Source organism: Vreelandella lionensis (assembly GCF_044543515.1).
Taxonomy (GTDB): Bacteria; Pseudomonadota; Gammaproteobacteria; order Pseudomonadales; family Halomonadaceae; genus Vreelandella; species Vreelandella lionensis.
The window spans coordinates 1-18110 of sequence record NZ_JBITWC010000022.1 but is presented as its reverse complement, the minus strand read 5'-3'; the positions used below and the strand labels follow the sequence as shown (position 1 = coordinate 18110).

General features: G+C 57.6%; 16 protein-coding genes. 13 read left to right on the top strand and 3 right to left on the bottom strand.

What is annotated here, in order from left to right; genetic code table 11:
* Window positions 1–254 precede the first annotated feature (254 nt).
* From ACIGG6_RS13735 to ACIGG6_RS13720, 4 genes are all read left to right on the top strand, one after another.
* Window positions 255–446, top strand: a complete 192-nt coding sequence (locus tag ACIGG6_RS13735; protein WP_399845159.1) for a hypothetical protein — start codon at window positions 255–257, stop codon at window positions 444–446.
* Window positions 447–513: 67 nt separating this feature from the next.
* Window positions 514–3237, top strand: a complete 2724-nt coding sequence (secA, locus tag ACIGG6_RS13730; RefSeq protein ID WP_399845156.1) for a preprotein translocase subunit SecA — start codon at window positions 514–516, stop codon at window positions 3235–3237.
* A 36-nt stretch (window positions 3238–3273) separates the two neighbouring features.
* Window positions 3274–4503: a bifunctional glutamate N-acetyltransferase/amino-acid acetyltransferase ArgJ gene (gene argJ, locus ACIGG6_RS13725; RefSeq protein WP_399845153.1), complete on the top strand. Its 1230-nt coding sequence runs from the start codon at window positions 3274–3276 to the stop codon at window positions 4501–4503.
* Window positions 4504–4580: 77 nt separating this feature from the next.
* Window positions 4581–5537: a Nudix family hydrolase gene (locus ACIGG6_RS13720; protein WP_399845152.1), complete on the top strand. Its 957-nt coding sequence runs from the start codon at window positions 4581–4583 to the stop codon at window positions 5535–5537.
* A gap of 98 nt (window positions 5538–5635) precedes the next feature.
* Here ACIGG6_RS13720 and ACIGG6_RS13715 read toward each other — a convergent pair whose 3' ends face one another.
* Both ACIGG6_RS13715 and ACIGG6_RS13710 read right to left on the bottom strand, forming a co-directional pair.
* Window positions 5636–6538 carry a carbon-nitrogen hydrolase gene (locus ACIGG6_RS13715; RefSeq protein WP_399845150.1) on the bottom strand — a complete coding sequence of 301 codons (903 nt, stop codon included), beginning with the start codon at window positions 6536–6538 and terminating at the stop codon, window positions 5636–5638.
* A gap of 10 nt (window positions 6539–6548) precedes the next feature.
* The gene (locus tag ACIGG6_RS13710; protein ID WP_399845147.1) at window positions 6549–7613 is read right to left on the bottom strand and encodes an agmatine/peptidylarginine deiminase; all 1065 of its coding nucleotides are present in this window, start codon (window positions 7611–7613) and stop codon (window positions 6549–6551) included.
* A gap of 204 nt (window positions 7614–7817) precedes the next feature.
* Between ACIGG6_RS13710 and ACIGG6_RS13705 the strand changes: the two genes are divergently transcribed.
* Both ACIGG6_RS13705 and ACIGG6_RS13700 read left to right on the top strand, forming a co-directional pair.
* Window positions 7818–9059: a lipoprotein-releasing ABC transporter permease subunit gene (locus ACIGG6_RS13705; RefSeq protein WP_253503016.1), complete on the top strand. Its 1242-nt coding sequence runs from the start codon at window positions 7818–7820 to the stop codon at window positions 9057–9059.
* 10 nt (window positions 9060–9069) lie between these two features.
* Entirely contained in the window at window positions 9070–9768 is a 699-nt protein-coding gene (locus ACIGG6_RS13700; protein ID WP_399845144.1) for an ABC transporter ATP-binding protein, read from the top strand.
* Between the two features lie 12 nt (window positions 9769–9780).
* Here ACIGG6_RS13700 and ACIGG6_RS13695 read toward each other — a convergent pair whose 3' ends face one another.
* Window positions 9781–10332 carry a DUF2062 domain-containing protein gene (locus ACIGG6_RS13695; protein WP_399845142.1) on the bottom strand — a complete coding sequence of 184 codons (552 nt, stop codon included), beginning with the start codon at window positions 10330–10332 and terminating at the stop codon, window positions 9781–9783.
* A 97-nt stretch (window positions 10333–10429) separates the two neighbouring features.
* Here ACIGG6_RS13695 and ACIGG6_RS13690 point away from each other — a divergent pair, with 97 nt between their 5' ends.
* The 7 genes from ACIGG6_RS13690 to murB are packed head-to-tail and all read left to right on the top strand — an operon-like array spanning window position 10430 to window position 17966.
* Window positions 10430–12694 carry a DNA internalization-related competence protein ComEC/Rec2 gene (locus ACIGG6_RS13690; RefSeq protein ID WP_399845139.1) on the top strand — a complete coding sequence of 755 codons (2265 nt, stop codon included), beginning with the start codon at window positions 10430–10432 and terminating at the stop codon, window positions 12692–12694.
* 56 nt (window positions 12695–12750) lie between these two features.
* The gene (gene msbA / locus ACIGG6_RS13685; RefSeq protein WP_399845138.1) at window positions 12751–14487 is read left to right on the top strand and encodes a lipid A export permease/ATP-binding protein MsbA; all 1737 of its coding nucleotides are present in this window, start codon (window positions 12751–12753) and stop codon (window positions 14485–14487) included.
* The gene (gene lpxK, locus ACIGG6_RS13680; protein WP_399845136.1) at window positions 14484–15500 is read left to right on the top strand and encodes a tetraacyldisaccharide 4'-kinase; all 1017 of its coding nucleotides are present in this window, start codon (window positions 14484–14486) and stop codon (window positions 15498–15500) included. Before msbA ends, lpxK begins: the two co-directional genes overlap by 4 nt.
* Window positions 15493–15702, top strand: a complete 210-nt coding sequence (locus ACIGG6_RS13675; protein ID WP_044629207.1) for a Trm112 family protein — start codon at window positions 15493–15495, stop codon at window positions 15700–15702. Before lpxK ends, ACIGG6_RS13675 begins: the two co-directional genes overlap by 8 nt.
* Window positions 15702–16493 (top strand): 3-deoxy-manno-octulosonate cytidylyltransferase, encoded by a 792-nt coding sequence (kdsB, locus tag ACIGG6_RS13670; protein ID WP_399845133.1) that lies wholly within the window; start codon window positions 15702–15704, stop codon window positions 16491–16493. Before ACIGG6_RS13675 ends, kdsB begins: the two co-directional genes overlap by 1 nt.
* Window positions 16490–16957 (top strand): low molecular weight protein-tyrosine-phosphatase, encoded by a 468-nt coding sequence (locus tag ACIGG6_RS13665; RefSeq protein ID WP_399845132.1) that lies wholly within the window; start codon window positions 16490–16492, stop codon window positions 16955–16957. Before kdsB ends, ACIGG6_RS13665 begins: the two co-directional genes overlap by 4 nt.
* 25 nt (window positions 16958–16982) lie before the next feature.
* A complete protein-coding gene (gene murB, locus ACIGG6_RS13660; protein ID WP_399845130.1) occupies window positions 16983–17966 on the top strand; it encodes a UDP-N-acetylmuramate dehydrogenase in 984 nt (327 codons plus the stop codon).
* The last annotated feature ends 144 nt before the right edge of the window (window positions 17967–18110 follow it).

Genomic DNA, 18110 nt, shown 5'->3' with positions numbered 1-18110 from the left:
TACTGGCGAATACAAACAGCGCCTGTGATTGACCGCCAATGAAAAGAGCCTAACACGCTCGGGAGCCAGTCCACAGCATGTCATCAACGTCAGAGATAGTATCTGCTTCGCCAAGGCGTCAACGACGCTATGGCTTAGCGCGTTGGTGGCTGGCTGGCCTGTTGGTGAGCTGCTTATTGCCCGCTAGTTTACACCCTTCAGATGCATTGAGAAGCAGTGGCCGCAATGTCTGCATCTGCTTTTGGGTGCCTGCGATGCTACGGGCTCAATCGTACTGGATTGCCAAGAAGCGCCGTGCGCTTCGTCGCTGGGTTAGTCGCCAAACGCGCCGATTGCCCAGCGTTTGCAGCCGTCCTCTATTGCTACCGCTGATCACGCTTCGACTTGTTGCTGCCAGCGATGTAGTGACCCCTCGTGGCCCGCCCGCCGAACAACGCATTGGTTAACATTACGCCTATTTGCCTTATATAAGGGCGCACCTGGATGGGTCGCTCACGATGATCTGGAAATTTCATGATTAATAACTTGTTACGTAAAGTGGTCGGCTCTAAAAACGACCGTGAAGTAAAGCGCATGCATAAAAGCGTGCAGAGCGTTAATGCGTTAGAAGAGACCCTGGCGGGCCTAAGCGATGCGGAACTTCAAGCGAAAACCACTGAGCTGCGTCAGCGGTTAGACGATGGGGCGACGCTGGATAGCCTGCTTCCAGAAGCCTTTGCTGTCGTTCGTGAGTCCAGTAAGCGAGTAATGGGCATGCGCCACTTTGATGTGCAGATGGTCGGTGGTATGACCCTGCACCGTGGCCGTATCGCGGAAATGAAAACCGGTGAAGGTAAAACCCTAGTCGCCACACTGTCAGTCTACTTGAACGCATTGACCCGTAAAGGCGTTCACGTGGTGACGGTGAATGACTACCTCGCCCGCCGTGATGCGGAATGGATGCGCCCGCTTTATGAATTCTTAGGGCTAACGGTAGGCGTTATCTTTGCAGGGCAGACCGGCGAAGAGAAGCGCTATGCTTATCAGTGCGACATTACCTACGGCACCAACAACGAGTTTGGCTTTGACTATCTTCGCGACAACATGGCGTTCTCGCTGGAAGATAAAGTCCAACGCGGCCTGCACTACGCGATTGTGGACGAAGTCGACTCCATCCTAATTGATGAAGCACGTACGCCGTTGATTATCTCCGGCGCGGTAGACGAGAACACCGACCTCTACGGCATCGTGAACCGCCTCGCCCAACAGCTCGAGCAGGGTGAAGTCTCCGAAGATGACGAAGCACCGGTGAGCGGCGATTTCGTGCTCGACGAAAAGCAGAAGCAGGTAGAGCTGACCGAGCAGGGTCACAATAAAGTCGAAGAGCTCATGCGGGCCGAAGGGCTGCTGGGTGAGGGCGAATCGCTCTACGCAGCGCAAAACCTCAACCTGCTACAGCATATGCACTCGGCGCTGCGCGCTCGCCATCTCTATCATCTGGACGTTGATTACATCGTTGCCGAAGGGCAGGTGGTGATTGTCGACGAGCACACCGGCCGTACCATGCCGGGGCGCCGTTGGTCTGAAGGTCTGCACCAGGCCGTGGAAGCTAAAGAGGGCGTTACGGTTCAGCGTGAAAGCCAAACGCTGGCGTCTACCACCTTCCAGAACTACTTCCGCCTGTATGAAAAGCTATCGGGCATGACGGGCACGGCGGATACCGAAGCCTTCGAATTCCGTCAGATTTACGGTCTTGATGTGATCGTCATTCCCACCAACCGCCCGCTGGCGCGTAAAGATCTCAACGACCTTGTGTACCTGAGCGCGGAAGAGAAGTACGAAGCCATCATCAAAGACGTGAAAACAGAGACCGAAGCGGGCCGCCCAGTGCTGGTGGGTACCGCCTCTATCGAAACGTCTGAGTATCTGGCGCGCCTAATGCGTGAGGCTGGGCTGAAATTTAACGTTTTGAACGCCAAACAGCACCAAAGCGAAGCGGAAATTATTGCCCAGGCTGGCCGGCCCGGTGCGATTACCATCGCTACCAACATGGCGGGTCGCGGTACTGACATTATGTTGGGCGGTAACTGGGAAGCCGAAGCCGCGAAGCTGCAAAACCCTAGCCAAGCACAAATTGATGCGCTAAAAGCCGAATGGCAAAAGCGCCACGACGCGGTGCTGGAAGCTGGTGGCTTGCATGTCGTAGGTTCTGAGCGCCACGAATCCCGCCGTATCGATAACCAGCTTCGTGGCCGTGCAGGCCGCCAGGGCGATCCGGGTTCCACACGCTTCTTCCTCTCTTTGGAAGATAGCCTGATGCGCCTATTCGGCTCCGATCGAGTGAAGCGCTTAATGCAGGCGCTGGGCCTTGAGCGTGGTGAAGCCATTGAACACAAAATGGTCTCTAATGCGGTAGAGCGCGCTCAGAAGAAAGTGGAAGGGCGTAACTTCGATATTCGCAAGCAGCTGCTTGAGTACGACGACGTGGCCAACGACCAGCGCCGCGTGATTTACGAGCAGCGTAACGAAATTCTAGCGTCTGACGATGTCTCCGCCGCGGTGGTGGGGATTCGTGAAGAGGTGATGGAAGACGCGATTAGCGAGTACGTGCCGCCCCAGAGCCTGGCTGAGCAGTGGGACCTGCCCGGCTTGGAAGCCCACTTGAAAACCGAGTTCAATCTCGACGCGCCAGTGATGCAGTGGGCCGAGGAAGACGAGCGCTTTAGCGAAGAGAAGCTGCGTGAACGTCTGCAAACCATGCACCGCGAGGCCTATGAGGCTAAAATCGAGTCCGCAGGTGCGGCGCTGATTCGCCGCTTCGAGAAGCAGGTGATGCTCCAAGTGCTGGATACCCGCTGGAAAGAGCACCTGCAGTCCATGGATCACTTGCGTCGCGGTATCCACCTGCGTGGTTATGCACAGAAGAACCCCAAGCAGGAGTACAAGCGCGAATCCTTCGAGCTGTTCCAACATCTGCTGACCAACATCAAAGCCGATGTCACGCGTATTCTCAGCCACGTTCAGGTGCGTCAGCCAGAAGAAGTGGATGCCCTAGAGCAGAAACGCCGTGAAGAGCTTGCTCGTGAAAAAGCGACTGCCGCCAGCCGCCACGATGCGCCTGATGCCGGTACTAGCGAGACAGCGCCCGGGGCTGATGGCCGTCCGCTGCGCCGGGAAAACCCGAAAGTTGGCCGCAACGACCCCTGTGTGTGTGGCTCGGGTAAAAAATATAAGCAGTGCTGCGGCAAATTAAGCTAATCACGTATGGCGTAAGCGAACGTAGAGGAGAGAAACATGGCGGTGGGAAACCTTCCCTTTCCGGAATTGCCACCCCTTAACGGGGTGCGCCTAGGCACTGCAATGGCGGGCATCAAGAAGCCGGATCGCCGTGACATGGTAGTGATCGAGCTACCAGAGACTGCCACCGTGGCAGGCGTATTCACTCGGAATGCCTTTTGTGCTGCTCCAGTGGTCGTCGCTAAAGCGCATCTGGACGCGTGTGCTAACAACAGCCTTGCGCCCCGGTACTGGCTGATCAATACCGGCAATGCCAATGCGGGAACGGGCGAGACGGGCCTGCAGGATGCCTATGCAAGCTGTGCGGCCGTGGCAGAGCAGGCGGGCGTTGAGACAGCCCAGGTGCTACCGTTCTCAACGGGCGTGATAGGCGAGCCGCTGCCCATGGATCGCCTGCTGGCGGGCTTGCCTGGTGCGTTTGATACGCTGGCCGACTCAAGCCAAGCATGGCAGCGGGCAGGGGAGGGCATTCTAACCACCGATACCCGTGCTAAAGGTGCCACAGTCACCGTTGATATTGGCGATCAGCAGGTCACCATCAACGGGATTACCAAAGGTTCGGGCATGATTAAACCCAACATGGCCACCATGTTGGGGTTTGTAGTCACCGATGCGGCGATTGAGCAGTCCTTGCTCGCCACGCTGCTGCGAGAAACGGTGGATCGCTCGTTCAACTGCATCACTGTGGATAGCGATACCTCTACCAACGACGCCTGTATGCTAGCGGCAACCGGCACGGGCGCGCGTATCGAAAGCGACGAGCACATTGCTGTTTTCCGTAACGCTCTGCAGCGGGTGATGACCGAGCTCGCCCAGGCGATTATTCGCGATGGCGAAGGGGCGACCAAATTCATCACACTACAGGTGAATGAGGCCAGCACTCGCCAAGAAGCGCTGGATGTGGCGTTTACCGTAGCTCACTCGCCTCTAGTAAAAACCGCGCTCTACGCCTCGGATGCCAACTGGGGGCGTATTTTGGCGGCGGTGGGTCGAGCGCCGGTTGAGGCGTTTGACGTCAGCCGGGTCGTGATTGACTTAGGCGATGTGCGCCTAGTGGAGAACGGTGGCCGCGCCGGTAGCTATACCGAAGCGGCTGGCAGTGCCGTAATGGCCGAGGAAGAGATCACAATTCGCATTAATTTGGGGCGTGGTGACGAGGCCGCTACCGTGTGGACCTCGGATCTCTCCCATGACTATGTGTCCATCAACGCGGATTACCGCAGCTAAGGCTGCGGCAACGTGCTAACGCAGCGAGATAGCGCCGTGCAATATAAAGGCGGCGCGCACAAAGTGGATAAGACGTAATGAGTGTAATGGTAAAACGACGGGTTCATGTCGCGGCAGCTGCGATGATCAGCGCCGATCAAAAGCACGTGCTGATCGCGCGCCGGCCTTCCAACGTCGATCACGGCGGTCTTTGGGAGTTTCCCGGTGGCAAGCTAGCCCCTTATGAAACTGGGCTGGAAGGCCTTAAACGTGAGTTGCATGAAGAGTTAGGCGTTGAGATTGTTCGTGCCCAACCGCTCATTCGCGTTCACCATGAGTATCCTGATAAGCACATTCTGCTCGATGTGTGGCAGGTGCATGAGTTTGCTGGAGAACCGTTTGGTCGTGAAGGCCAGGCGGTGCGCTGGGTGCCGATGAATGAGTTGGTGAACTACCCGTTCCCAGCGGCGAATCTGCCCATTCTGCGTGCGGTGATGCTACCCACCGAGTACTTGATTACCGGTGAAGAGCCTGACGATGAGCGCTTCGCGTCGTTGCTGGAGCGCGCTCTGCGCGAAGACAGCATTCGCCTTGTGCAACTGCGTGCCAAAAGCTTAGATGACGCGGCCTACGTTGCCCGTGCTGAGCGAGCGCTCAAGCTTTGCCGTGAGTACGGCGCTAAGCTGTTGCTCAACGGTGAGCCTGCACTCCTGGACCAGGTCGATGCGGATGGTATTCACCTGACCAGTGCGCGTTTAATGCAGCTGGACCGTCGCCCGATTGCGGAAAACAAGTGGCTGTCCGCCTCCACGCATGATCAAAAGCAGCTCTCCCAAGCGGCAGTGCTGGGCTGTGATTTTGTTACGCTGTCGCCGCTGCGCACTACGCCGTCGCATCCAGAAGTGGCTCCCATGGGCTGGCACGACTTCCAGCAGCTGGTAGAGCGGGCGGGTATGCCGGTGTTCGCGCTGGGCGGTATGACCCGCTTTGACGCCAACCACGCTCGTGCGGTGGGTGCTCAGGGTATTGCGTCGATTCGCGATTTCTGGAAATAAGTGCCGGGAAATAAACGATGTCGGCTTAAGTGCTGATAGCAAAACGCCTGCTCTGGTAACAGAGCAGGCGTTTTTGATTTTCAGATGCTCGAATAAGCTTAATCGCGGTAGCGGCGGGTTAGGTCGCCATAAGCGTCGACACGGCGATCGCGCAGGTAGGGCCAAATACGGCGGGTGTTTTCGCTACGCGCCATATCCAGGCTCACGACCAACTGCTCAGTCTCTTCACCGGCATGGGCTAGTAGCTCACCTTGTGGGCCGCAAATAAAGCTACCGCCCCAAAACGCGATACCATCACCCACGCCGGAGTGGTCGGCCTCAAAGCCTACGCGGTTTGCCACCAAGACGGGCAGGCCATTCGCGACGCCGTGGGCGCGCTGAATCAGCGTCCAGGCATCTTTCTGGCGGGTTTTTTCCGCGTCGTCGTCATTAGGATCCCAGCCAATGGCGGTGGGGTAGAGCAGTAGCTCAGCACCCGCCAGCGCCATTAAGCGGGCGGCTTCCGGGTACCACTGGTCCCAGCACACCAGAATGCCTAACCGACCCACTGAGGTATCAATCGGCGTAAAGCCCTCTTTGCGTGCGTCGTCGGCGTCGCCAGGGGTGAAGTAAAACTTCTCATAGAACCCTGGGTCATCTGGAATATGCATCTTGCGGTACTGGCCAACCCGCCCTTTGGCGCGGTCGTACACCACGGCGGTGTTGTGGTAGAGCCCCGCCGCGCGCTTTTCAAACAGCGAGCCTACCAGCACGATATCCAGCTCTTTTGCCAGTGCCGCCAACCGCTGTCCCGTCGGGCCATCCAGCGGTTCGGCGAGATCAAACAGTGCCGGGTCTTCGTATTGGCAGAAGTAGTGGGTAGCATGCAGCTCTTGCAGCAGCACTAGCTGTGCCCCTTGGCTGGCTGCTTTGCGAATGCCCGCCTCGCTTTCGGCCAGGCTGAGCGCTTTATCGGGCCATGCGGCTTGTTGAATCACCGCCACGTTAAGTGTCTGGGACATGCTGCCCTCCTTAAGAGTGAGTGGTAGCAGGAGCAAGCGTACCTTTGGGTAGCTGCATGGTTAAACAGTGCAGACTGCCGTGCTGACGAATTACGCTGACGCACTCAATGGGGATCAGCGTATGTTCTGGGAAAGCGACGGCCAGCGCTTGCAGTGCGGTGACATCCGCTGGGTCGCCATAGGTAGGCACCAGCACCGCATCATTAATAATCAAAAAGTTCGCATAGGTGGCCGGTAGGCGATGCCCATCTTCCGGGTCAAAACAAGCCTGGGGCCAGGGCAGCGGAATAAGCTGGTAGGGCTCTCCGTTACGCTGACGGAAGGCTTTTAACTCCTGCTCCATTGCCTGCAGGGCCGTGTAGTGCGGGTCAGTGGGGTCGTCACAACGCACATAGGCAATGGTCGAGGGGTTACAAAAACGTGCCAGCGTATCCACATGGCTGTCCGTGTCGTCGCCTTCTAAATGCCCATTGGCTAGCCACAGCACGCGGTCTACGCCAAAGTCATCCGCCAAACGCGCTTCAACGTCTTCTCGAGAGAGCGACGGATTGCGGTTTGGGTTGAGCAGGCACGCTTCCGTGGTGAGCAGCGTGCCTTCGCCGTCAGTCTCGATAGCCCCGCCTTCTAACACCATCTCCCGAGAAGAGACTGGGCAGGCCCATACGCCCGCATCGGCTAGCCACTGGGTTAGCTGATTGTCCCGCTCAGCAAGGAATTTACCGCCCCAGCCGGTAAAGGTGTAATCCAGCAGCAGCGGCTGGTTATCTTCGTCCAATACCGTGATCGGCCCATGATCTCGCGCCCAGGTATCGTCGGTGGGTGCGACAATCAGCAGCAGCTGATGTTTGGGGATGCCGTAGGCATCGAACGTGGCGGTCAGGCGCTGATGGGTCGCCTCGTCTGGCACGCTGATGATCACGCGCTGATAGCGCGCCGTGGCAAGCACAATGCGCTCAAGCGTTGCTTCGATACGCGACAGCATATAAGCCCAGTCTCCGTCTGGACGGGGCCAGGTGAGCTGTAGGCCATCTTGAGGGTGCCATTCGGGCAATAAGCGGTGAGTCTTGGTAGCCAACGTAAAAGGTGCTCTCACTAGTCAGAATAAGCTTACCCGGCGGGCAAGAGGGTCGGGCGCAATTTAGGGGGTTGCTCCTCAACTTGCAAGCGATACCGTTATAAAGGGAACGGCCTTGGAGAGGGCGACTCTAAGGCTGCGTTTGCACATGCAGCCATGTTAAAAAAACCGTACCATGGACGCCCATTATTAAGGAATGTAGCCATGCTTGATCGTTTGCCTTTTCTGGTGGGGCTGCGCTATGTGCGCGCTAAACGCCGGAACCACTTTATTTCGTTTATCTCCTTAACGTCGATGCTGGGGCTGATGCTAGGGGTGGCGGTACTGATTCTTGTACTGTCGGTTATGAACGGATTTGATCACGAGCTGCGCACGCGCATTTTAGGCATGGTGCCCCACACCAAAATTGAGTCCCAGGAAGGGCTGGTAGAGTGGGAGGCGTTGGCAGAGCAATTAGTACAGCGCGATCGAGTGATTGGTGCGGCCCCTTACGTTGAACAGCAGGGCATGTTCTCCGCTGGCGGCCGCAACCAAGGCGCGATGGTCAACGGCATTCATCCGGATTGGGAAGACCAGGTCTCTATTATTGGCGAGCACATGCGCCAGGGTGAGTTGGCCGACCTTGTGCCCGGTGAGTGGAATGTTGTGCTGGGTTCGATGCTCGCCCGCAGGCTAGGCGTTGGCGTGGGTGACCGCGTGACGCTGCTGGTGCCCGAGGCATCGATTACTCCGGCAGGCGTTTTCCCCCGGCTGAAGCGGTTTACCGTCAGCGGTATTTTCAGCGTAGGTGCCGATCTAGACGCCAATTTGGCCTACGCCAATATTGAAGATATGCAAACGCTGGCACGCATGGGCGATGCGGTTGGTGGTTTGCGCCTAGAGCTAGACGACCTGTTTATCGCCGGTAGCGAAACTCAGGCCATTGTGAACGAGTTGGGCCCAGGCTACAGCGGCTCCGACTGGACGTTCTCCCATGGCAATCTCTTCCAAGCTATTCAGATGGAAAAACGCATGATCGCGCTGCTGTTGACCGTGATTATTGCGGTTGCCGCGTTCAATATTGTGTCGACGCTAGTGATGGTGGTGACGGATAAGCGTGCGGACATTGCCATTTTACGCACCATTGGTGCTACGCCGGGCTCCATTATGGGTATTTTCATTGTGCAGGGACTAGCGATTGGCCTGATCGGCATTGCGGTAGGGGTTACCGTGGGCATTCTGCTGGCGCTCACCATTTCCGATTTGATTGGCTGGTTTGAAACGGCGTTTGGTATTCAATTCCTGGATGCGGGGGTTTACTTCATCAGCGACCTGCCGTCGCGTCTGGAATGGAGCGATGTGCGTGACATCGTGCTGGCCGCGTTTGGCCTGACGTTCCTCTCCACGCTCTATCCCGCCTGGCGAGCCGCTCGCGTTCAGCCTGCTGATGTACTGCGCTATGAATAAGGATGCCCCGATGACGTCAACACCCTCTAACGCCGTCATGCTGGAGTGCCGTGGACTCACCCGCATTTACAGCGAAGGCCCTCAGGATCTCACCGTACTGGATCAGCTTGAACTGACCGTCCGTGCCGGTGAACGCGTTGCGATTGTAGGAAGTTCGGGTTCAGGCAAGACCACGCTGTTAAACCTGTTGGGCGGCCTAGACCGCCCGAGCGATGGCAGCGTCGTGATTGGCGGTGAGGCACTTTCGGGCCTGAATGAAGCCGCGCTGGGCCGCTTCCGCAATCAATATATTGGTTTTGTTTATCAGTTCCACCATCTGCTGGCGGAATTTACGGCGGTGGAGAATGCTGCGCTGCCGCTGATTATTCGCGGCCAGTCTAAAAAAGTGGCTGAACAGCGCGCTATGCAGATCCTAGAGCGGGTGGGGATGAAAGCGCGTGCCGACCATAAGCCGGGTGAGCTATCGGGCGGTGAGCGCCAGCGAGTGGCGATTGCCCGGGCGCTAGTGACCGACCCCAGCCTCGTATTAATGGATGAGCCGACCGGTAACCTGGATCAAGCTACTGCAGCGACTATTCTGGCGCTGATGGATGAGCTGGCCAAAGAGAGCGCCTGTGCATTTGTGATTGTGACTCACGATGTGGGCTTGGCTGCCCATCAAGACCGTGTCATGAAGCTGGATGGGGGGCGCTTGGTCGCTCAGGCATAGCGATGCGCTAGTTTAGTCGTCAAACTCTGATTCGATGCGAGCCCTGCGCCGCCGTCTTTTAAGGCGGCGGCGCTTCCAGTTATGGGAGACGTGCCAGCGCCAGATAAGGCGAATGCCAATGTTAGCGACGACCGCAAGCACAATCGCAGTAATCAGAGAGCCCAGTAGCAGCGGTGGCAAGATGTCGTGCATCTGCTCAGCTACCCAGCGGGTTGAGATGCGGGAAGGGGCCTCCCGCGCGGGCGCCCCAAGCAAAAAAGTGCCTATTCGATAATTCACATAAAAAATCAGCGGCATGGTAAGTGGGTTGGTGACCCACACAAGCCCTACCGAAAGTGCCAAATTGCAACGACTTAGCCGCGCACCCAGAGCCGCCGCCACCATCTGAAAGGGGATGGGTAGCATCGCGCAAAACAGCCCGACGCTAAACGCGTTCGCAACGCTGCGTCGAGTTAGTAGCCATAAGCCCGGATCCGCAATCAGCGGTGCCATAAAGCGCAACGAACGCTGGCGCCTTAGCGTATCGGGTTTTGGCATGTAGCGCTGCAGGAAACGGCGCGGCATGTCAGGTACTCTTACTTTAGATCGTTTCTATTATCCATATAGCGTAGGGCTTCGGCTACGGCGCGCACAGTAATGGTTGAGCACCAGGGAGGGGCGGATGGGGCAGGGCATTGCAATGCCCACGGCATTAGCAGCGCTTGGCGGTAGCCTGTTGGCTTGGTGGGCCGGTGGGCAGGGCGGTACATGGCTGCTGCCACTGGTCCTCATGATGGCGGGGCTAAGCGTTGGCGTATGGCGGCCACGGGCCCTAGTATGGTTTCTCTTAGGCGGGTCCGTTGCCTTTAGTATTCAGCAGGAGTGGGGGCATCGGCTGCCCGTTGGGCTGAGCGGGCAGGATATAGCGGTGCATGCCAAAGTGACCGATGTACAGCAGCAGTCAGGGGTTCAGCGGTTGCGATTGAGTATCGAGCGCTGCACAGCCCCTGCCCATCTTCCCCGTTGTGATCAATTAAACAGCGTTCGGGTGAGCGCTTACGACCATGAGTATGTGGTTGGCGAGCGCTGGCAAATGACGCTGCGCTTACGGCCGCCCTATGGCTTTATCAACCCCAATACTTTTGATTATGAGCAGTGGTTATGGCGTGAAGGCATCCACGCTACTGGATATATTCGCCCCGATCCTGCGCCGCAGCGGCTTACGCACGCTTCTCCTCGGCTGCGCCAATTGGCATCCGACTTTCTAGCACAGCTGCCTTTAGAGGCACGTACCCAGCGCTGGCTGGCCGCATTGACGCTTGGCGATAGCGAACAGCTTAACCAAGATGACTGGGCGCTGTTAAACGCTACGGGTACCACGCACCTCGTGGTGATCTCGGGCCTGCATGTGGGGCTGGTGGCGTCATTCGTGCTGCTGCTAGGACGTTATGCTGCGCGTGTCGTTTCGCCTACCAACTGGCGGCTGCGCACTTGGCCCTGGTGGCTTGCGGGCGCGGCCGCCGTTGGCTACGCCGTGTTGGCCGGGTTGGCGCCACCGGCAATGCGCGCGATGATTATGACGTTGCTGGGGTTGTGGGTACTAAGTGGCCGCCATGCACCGGGGCCCTGGCAAGCTTGGTGGCTTGCACTGGCGCTGGTGCTGATGGTTGACCCGCTAGCACTTTGGCGGCCTGGGTTATGGCTCTCGTTTATGGCGGTAGGGTGGCTGATTATTATCTGGCAGGGTCGGTCCAGGCCGCGCGGTGTAAAAGGCTGGTGCTGGGCACTGCTGCGTTCTCAACTGTTATTGGCCCCTTTAATGGCCGCAGCGGTGTTGTTTGCCTTTGGGCGTGTAGCCCCTACGGCCCCTTTGATCAACTTAGTGGCGGTGCCATGGGTCAGCTCGGTCATGGTGCCTACCGCGCTACTCGGCTGGCTGCTGTCACCCCTTCCGCTTGTTGGTCTAGTGCCCTGGTGGGTGTTTGAGCAAGCCTTAGCGGTATTTCATCAGCTGTTGGTTGTCGCTGTGGAAGCCGCACCGCTCTGGCAGCCTCCCGCGCATTTGGCCTATCCATTGGCGGGGAGCTTGGTGCTGCTGTCGCTGTGCTGGGGCTTGCCCGCCGTGCCGCGTTGGTTACGCGTGGGTGCGGCGGTACTCTTGGTGACAATTCCCTGGTGGCCGAGAGAGCAGGCGATTCCGCCTGGGCAGCTTCAAGTGACGGTTTACGATGTGGGCCAAGGGCAGTTAATAGAGCTGCGCAGTGCCAATTTTCGGCTGCTCTATGATACGGGGCCACGTTTTCGCAGTGGCTTTATGCCCCTGCAAAGCCTATGGCCCCCAGGTCAAGATTTTGACCAAGTAATGGTCAGTCATGCGGATACTGACCACGCCGGAGGCGTAGATGCGCTACTGGCGGATCACCAAGTAGCGCAGTGGTGGGCGCCAGCAGAGGAGTCGCTATCTATCCCAAGCCAGCGCTGCGAGCAGGGGCAACGCTGGCAGCGTGACGGTATTACGTATCGAATACTCTGGCCACCGAGCGGTGAGAACACTCTATCCTCTAATGATCGCTCTTGTGTGTTAGCAGTGTATGCGGGTGAGCATAGCCTGCTGATCACCGGTGACGTAGGGCGCCAAGTGGAGCGACAGCTTCTATCGCAGCTGAATGGCAACGTGAGTGTATTGGTGGCGGGCCACCACGGCAGCGGCACCAGCTCGGGTGTTCAGTTTGTGCGCGAGACGCAGCCACATCACGTGGTTTTCAGCGCTGGGCGAGACAATGCGTTCCGCCACCCTGCCGACGACGTTGTGCGGCGCTTTCGGCAGCAGCATAGCTGCCTATGGAACACCGCCCAGGACGGCGCGCTTAAATTTACGCTGATACCGCAGCAGCCAGTCACCTTTCAGCCGCTGCGCGCCTTGGCAGGTGGCCATAAGCGGTGTTGAAGCGCGCCACCATCAGGTAGAATCGCCCACACTGCACACTACTGCTGGGAGCGCGTGTGACTGATTCAGGTTGGATGTTATATAAACGGTTATTGGGTTACGTTAAGCCACACTGGCGTGCGTTTGCGCTGGCGGTGGTGGGTTTTGTGATTTACGCAGCTTCAAGTACCGCGCTGGCGGAAATGATGAAGCGGCTGATTGATGGAATTCAAAACCCAGATGCCGCCTTCAGGTTTTTCCTGCCGCTCTTCGTGGTGCTGATGTTCGCGTCTCGCGGGTTGGGAACCTTCTTAAGCACCTACTTTATGGCTTATGTAGGCCGCTACGTCATTCACACGCTGCGCTGCGATGTGTTTGCCCACTTGCTGCATCTGCCAGGCCGGTTCTTCGACCACCACTCCAGCGGCCACTTGGTATCAAGGGTCACTTACCACGTTGAGCAGGTAGCCGGTGCAGCGACCAATGCGGTGACGATCATCCTGCGTGAGGGGTTGTTTGTCGTGGGGCTGGTAGGCTATCTATTCTGGACCAACTGGATGCTAACGCTGCTGTTTTTGGGTGTTACTCCGATTATTGCCGGTGTGGTGAGCTATGTGAGTAAGCGCTTTCGGCGTATCTCCAAGCGTATTCAACACTCCATGGGCGATGTGACTCATGTGGCTTCTGAGGCGCTTTCGGGCTATCGCGTGGTACGTACCCACGGCGCAGAAGCGTACGAGAAACAGCGTTTTGAGCGAGTGAGCGAAGAGAACCGTCGCCAGAGTATGAAAGAGGCCATGACCCGAGCGGTTAGTTCGCCTGTCGTGCTGATGCTGGTGGCGATCTCTATGGCGCTGCTAGTGTGGCTGGCCATGGCGCCCTCGCTGATGGAAAACATGACGCCGGGGGAGTTTGTCGCCTTTATCACCGCCGCTGCCCTGATGATTAAGCCGGTGCGCCAGCTCACCGAGATTAACAGCGAGATTCAGAAGGGCATCGCAGCGGCCTCTGAGCTGTTTGGCCTGTTAGACCTCACCCCTGAACAGGATGAAGGCTCTCGCATTCCCAGCAAGCTAACGGGCAATGTGGTGATTGAGAACGTCAGCTTCCGCTATGGTGACGACCAGCCCAGCGTACTGCACAACGTGAATCTTAACGTTGCTCCCGGCGAGCTGGTGGCTATTGTGGGCCGCTCGGGCAGCGGTAAATCAACACTCGTCAGCCTACTGCCGCGTTTCTATCGCCCCAGTGAAGGGCAGATTTTGATTGATGGCGTGAATGCCGATGAGTACGCCTTAGGGCCGCTGCGCCAGAATATTGCCCTGGTGTCCCAGCAGGTCACCCTGTTTAACGCCTCCATTGCTGACAATATTGCTTACGGAGTGGCTGACCCAGACTCGGCCGCCATTAAGGCGGCTGCCGAGGCAGCCTACGCCAGCGAGTTTATTGAAAAGCTGCCAGAAAGTTACGCCACGGTCGTCGGCGAGAATGGGGTGATGCTCTCGGGTGGGCAGCGCCAGCGGCTCGCCATCGCCCGGGCCATTTTTAAAGATGCGCCCATTCTGATTCTGGATGAAGCGACCTCCGCACTGGATACCGAGTCAGAGCGCTATATCCAAAAAGCGTTGGAGCACGTGTGTGAAGGGCGCACCACCCTGGTTATTGCTCACCGACTCTCCACCATTGAGCGTGCCGACCGCATTCTAGTGATGGATCAAGGGCGGATTATTGAGCAGGGTACCCATCAGGCGCTGCTTGAAAAAGGTGGGGCCTACGCCGCGCTGCACCAGCTTCAGTTTCAGGAGAGTGAATGAGCCTTGCTCAGCGCTGGATAAAGGCTGCCTATGGCGGCAGTAACTGGCTAGCACCGCTCTATCCGTTGGGTGATTTATACCGTTATCTTATAGGGCGCCGAGCACAGTGCTACCGCGAGGGAAATAAACCAGTTTGGCAAGCACCGGTGCCGGTGATCGTGGTGGGCAATATTACGTTAGGCGGTACGGGCAAGTCACCGCTTGTGGCCTGGCTTAGCCGTTGGCTGGTACAGCAGGGATTTTCACCCGGTATCGTCACCCGCGGCTATGGCGGTAAAGCGCCGCACTATCCTCTGTTAGTAACGCCTTCTACAGACCCAGCGCATAGCGGTGATGAACCGCTGATGCTGGCACAGCAAACCGGAGTACCGGTGGTGGCGGACCCGCAGCGAGCGCGGGGTGCTGAAAGACTGGTGCAACAGGGCTGCGATGTACTGATTAGCGATGACGGCTTGCAGCACTTGGCTTTAGGGCGCGATATTGAACTGGTGGTTATCGATGGTGCTCGTGGGCTAGGCAATCAGCGCTGCCTGCCCGCTGGGCCTTTAAGAGAAGCGCCCGGGCGACTTGCATGTGTGGACGCTGTGATTGTCAACGGAGCGCTACAACGCCCGCTGGAAGTGTCTAGTGTGGCTATGCAGCTGGTACCTCAGCGCTGGCGGCAGCTGCCTACTGGGCAGCACTATCCGTTGCAGCCGCTGCCATTTGCGCTGCCGGTGCATGGGCTGGCAGGTATTGGCAACCCTCAGCGTTTTTTCAATACGCTGCGGGAGTTAGGCGTGGAAGGGGAGATGCATCCCCTGGCAGACCACCAGCCATTTGATGAACACGTGTTTCAATTTACGCCGCCACGCCCAATCATTATGACGGCGAAAGACGCCGTAAAGTGTCAGGCGTTTGCACCGTCTGATAGCTGGGTATTAGAGGTGGAGGCGCAGCTTCCACAAGCATTTGAGGACTGGCTGGCAAACAGGCTGTCCGTACTGACACAAAGGGGATGCACCGATGGATAAGGAACTATTGGCAATGCTGGTTTGCCCGCTCTGCAACGGCAAACTGAAGTATGATCGTGACGCCCAGGAGCTTTGCTGCCACTACGACGGTTTAGCCTATCCCATACAGGATGGGATTCCTGTCATGCTGCCTGAAGAGGCGCGGCAAATGGATGCTGATGAAAAGTTACCTACCTCGCCTGGCCGCACCGGAGAGGCGTGATGTCTGATGTTGCGCCGCAATTTATTGCCGTTGTACCCGCTCGTTTTGGCTCCTCTCGCTTGCCGGGCAAACCTCTATTAGAGATCGCCGGTGAGCCCATGGTGGCCCATGTGTGGCGGCGAGCCTGTCAAAGCCAGGCCAACCGCGTAGTGGTGGCGACAGACGATACGCGGATTCGCGATGCCATGCTGCCCTATGGGGCTGACGTGGTGATGACTCGCGATGACCACCCCTCGGGCACTGACCGGCTCGCCGAGGTCTCCGACCATCTAGGCCTAAGTGATGACACGCTGGTCGTGAATGTGCAGGGGGATGAGCCGCTGATTCCTCCGGCACTTATTGATCAGGTCGCACTGCGCCTGGCGGATGACCCCGAGGCGGCGATTGCCACCCTAGCCGAGCCGATTGCGGATGTTGATACGCTGTTTAATCCTAACGTGGTGAAAGTCGTGCGGTCGCTACAGGGGCGGGCGCTCTACTTCTCGCGAGCGCCGATTCCCTGGGACCGCGAGCACTTTAAAGCACAGCCAAGCCTACTAGAAACCGATGCTTGGCTGCGCCATATTGGTATCTACGCCTACCGGGCGAGCTTCTTAGCCGCCTATCGGGATCTAGCGCCCTCCAGCTTGGAGCAGCTGGAGCAGTTGGAGCAGCTCCGGGCGCTACAGCATGGCTATGCTATTCAAGTGGCGCTGGCGAGCGCGATAAATCCCGCTGGAGTCGATACGGAAGAGGATTTGGCGCGGGTAAGGTCGCTGTTGTCTGCCGAGCGTGAAGGAGGCATTTCATGACGCGTGTTCTCTTTGTTTGCCTGGGCAATATTTGCCGTTCACCAACCGCGGAGGGCGTTTTTCAGCAGGCGCTCGACCGTGCAGGGTTAAGCAAACGCGTTGAAATCGACTCCTGCGGTGTTGGCAGTTGGCATGTTGGCAAAGCGCCCGACCCCCGTGCCCAGGCAGCCGCGCTGCGCCGTGGTATCGATATTAGCCATCTGCGCGCCCGTCAGTTAAAAACGAGTGACTTCCTGGAATTCGACTACGTACTGGGCATGGACAGCGATAACCTGGCGGCGATGCAGGCGCTAAAACCGGCCGACAGCCAGGCTAAGGTAGGGCTGCTGTTGGAGTATGCAGGACTCGCGAATACCGATGTTCCTGATCCTTATTACGGCGGAGAAGCGGGCTTTGAGCAGGTATTGGATATGATTGAGCAAGCCAGTACCGGACTGATTGCAGAGCTGACCTGTGGGCGCTAATAGCTTGGACGGGGCATCCGTCTGGGTGGACCTCACTACAGCCAATACGCTTCGCCTACCTTGCCAAGCGGCGCGCTACATTGCACCGACAACGCTCTCTAGCCTGCAGGCCGCCTTGTATAGTGCGCGTATTCATCAGTGGCCAATTACCCTGCTAGGCGGTGGCAGTAATGTGCTGCTGCCACCAACGCTTCATGGTATGGCGCTTCGCCCGGCACTTCGCCATTGGTGGCTGGAGCGCAGTGGTGATGACGTCACCGCCTATGTGGGTGCCGGTGTGAGCTGGCATGCCCTGGTAATGGCATTGGCGACGCATGGCTTGTGGGGGGTTGAAAATTTAGCGTTGATCCCTGGCGATTGCGGCGCCGCACCGGTACAAAATATTGGTGCCTATGGTGTCGAGCTCAGCGATGTGTTGAAAGCGGTCCAGGTTGTCGAGTTGGCAACTGGCGAGATGCACTGGTTGAACGCTGACGCGTGCCAGTTTGGCTATCGCGACAGTATTTTCAAGCGAACACTAGCGGGGAGGGTCGTCATTACCCAACTTGCGCTGCGGCTGTCTGCCATGCCTAAGCCTGTGCTTGGCTATGGCGATTTGGCGGCTCGCGTGTCGGAGTCACCGACCCCTTTGTCCGTGGCTCAAGCGGTCTGTGCGGTTCGCCAGGAAAAATTGCCTGACCCAGCTGTGCTAGCGAATGCGGGCAGTTTCTTCAAGAATCCGCTAGTGAGTAATGACTATACGCATCGGCTGTTGAAGGAGTATCCAGACATGCCGCATTTTCCTCAGCCCAATAGCCAAACTAAGCTGGCAGCAGGTTGGCTGATTGATCAGTGTGGTTTAAAAGGCCATCGGCAGGGGGCGTTTGGCGTTCATGATCGCCAGGCATTGGTGTTAGTACACTTTGGGGGAGGAGATCGCCCAGGACTGCTGCGTTTTGCAGACACTATTGCTCAGACCGTGTTTGATCGGTTTGGTGTATTACTAGAGCCAGAACCGCGGGTGATCTAACGTCTGCTCATCTTTACCACTCATAAAAAAACCCCGCCGAAGCGGGGTTTCAGACTGCTGACAAAGCCCTGGCCCTTCGGCCAGGGTTTTGCTTTGATAAGCGTATCGTTTTTAGTGGTGGCCGATATGCTCAAAGACCCTTCC

Coding starts and splice junctions, on each gene's coding strand:
- ACIGG6_RS13720 (WP_399845152.1), top strand. CDS start 4,581: ATGAGTGTAATGGTAAAACGACGGGTTCATGTCGCGGCAGCTGCGATG.
- ACIGG6_RS13690 (WP_399845139.1), top strand. CDS start 10,430: ATGGGGCAGGGCATTGCAATGCCCACGGCATTAGCAGCGCTTGGCGGT.
- secA (WP_399845156.1), top strand. CDS start 514: ATGATTAATAACTTGTTACGTAAAGTGGTCGGCTCTAAAAACGACCGT.
- lpxK (WP_399845136.1), top strand. CDS start 14,484: ATGAGCCTTGCTCAGCGCTGGATAAAGGCTGCCTATGGCGGCAGTAAC.
- ACIGG6_RS13675 (WP_044629207.1), top strand. CDS start 15,493: ATGGATAAGGAACTATTGGCAATGCTGGTTTGCCCGCTCTGCAACGGC.
- ACIGG6_RS13715 (WP_399845150.1), bottom strand. CDS start 6,538: ATGTCCCAGACACTTAACGTGGCGGTGATTCAACAAGCCGCATGGCCC.
- ACIGG6_RS13695 (WP_399845142.1), bottom strand. CDS start 10,332: ATGCCGCGCCGTTTCCTGCAGCGCTACATGCCAAAACCCGATACGCTA.
- argJ (WP_399845153.1), top strand. CDS start 3,274: ATGGCGGTGGGAAACCTTCCCTTTCCGGAATTGCCACCCCTTAACGGG.
- kdsB (WP_399845133.1), top strand. CDS start 15,702: ATGTCTGATGTTGCGCCGCAATTTATTGCCGTTGTACCCGCTCGTTTT.
- ACIGG6_RS13705 (WP_253503016.1), top strand. CDS start 7,818: ATGCTTGATCGTTTGCCTTTTCTGGTGGGGCTGCGCTATGTGCGCGCT.
- ACIGG6_RS13665 (WP_399845132.1), top strand. CDS start 16,490: ATGACGCGTGTTCTCTTTGTTTGCCTGGGCAATATTTGCCGTTCACCA.
- ACIGG6_RS13700 (WP_399845144.1), top strand. CDS start 9,070: ATGACGTCAACACCCTCTAACGCCGTCATGCTGGAGTGCCGTGGACTC.
- ACIGG6_RS13735 (WP_399845159.1), top strand. CDS start 255: ATGCTACGGGCTCAATCGTACTGGATTGCCAAGAAGCGCCGTGCGCTT.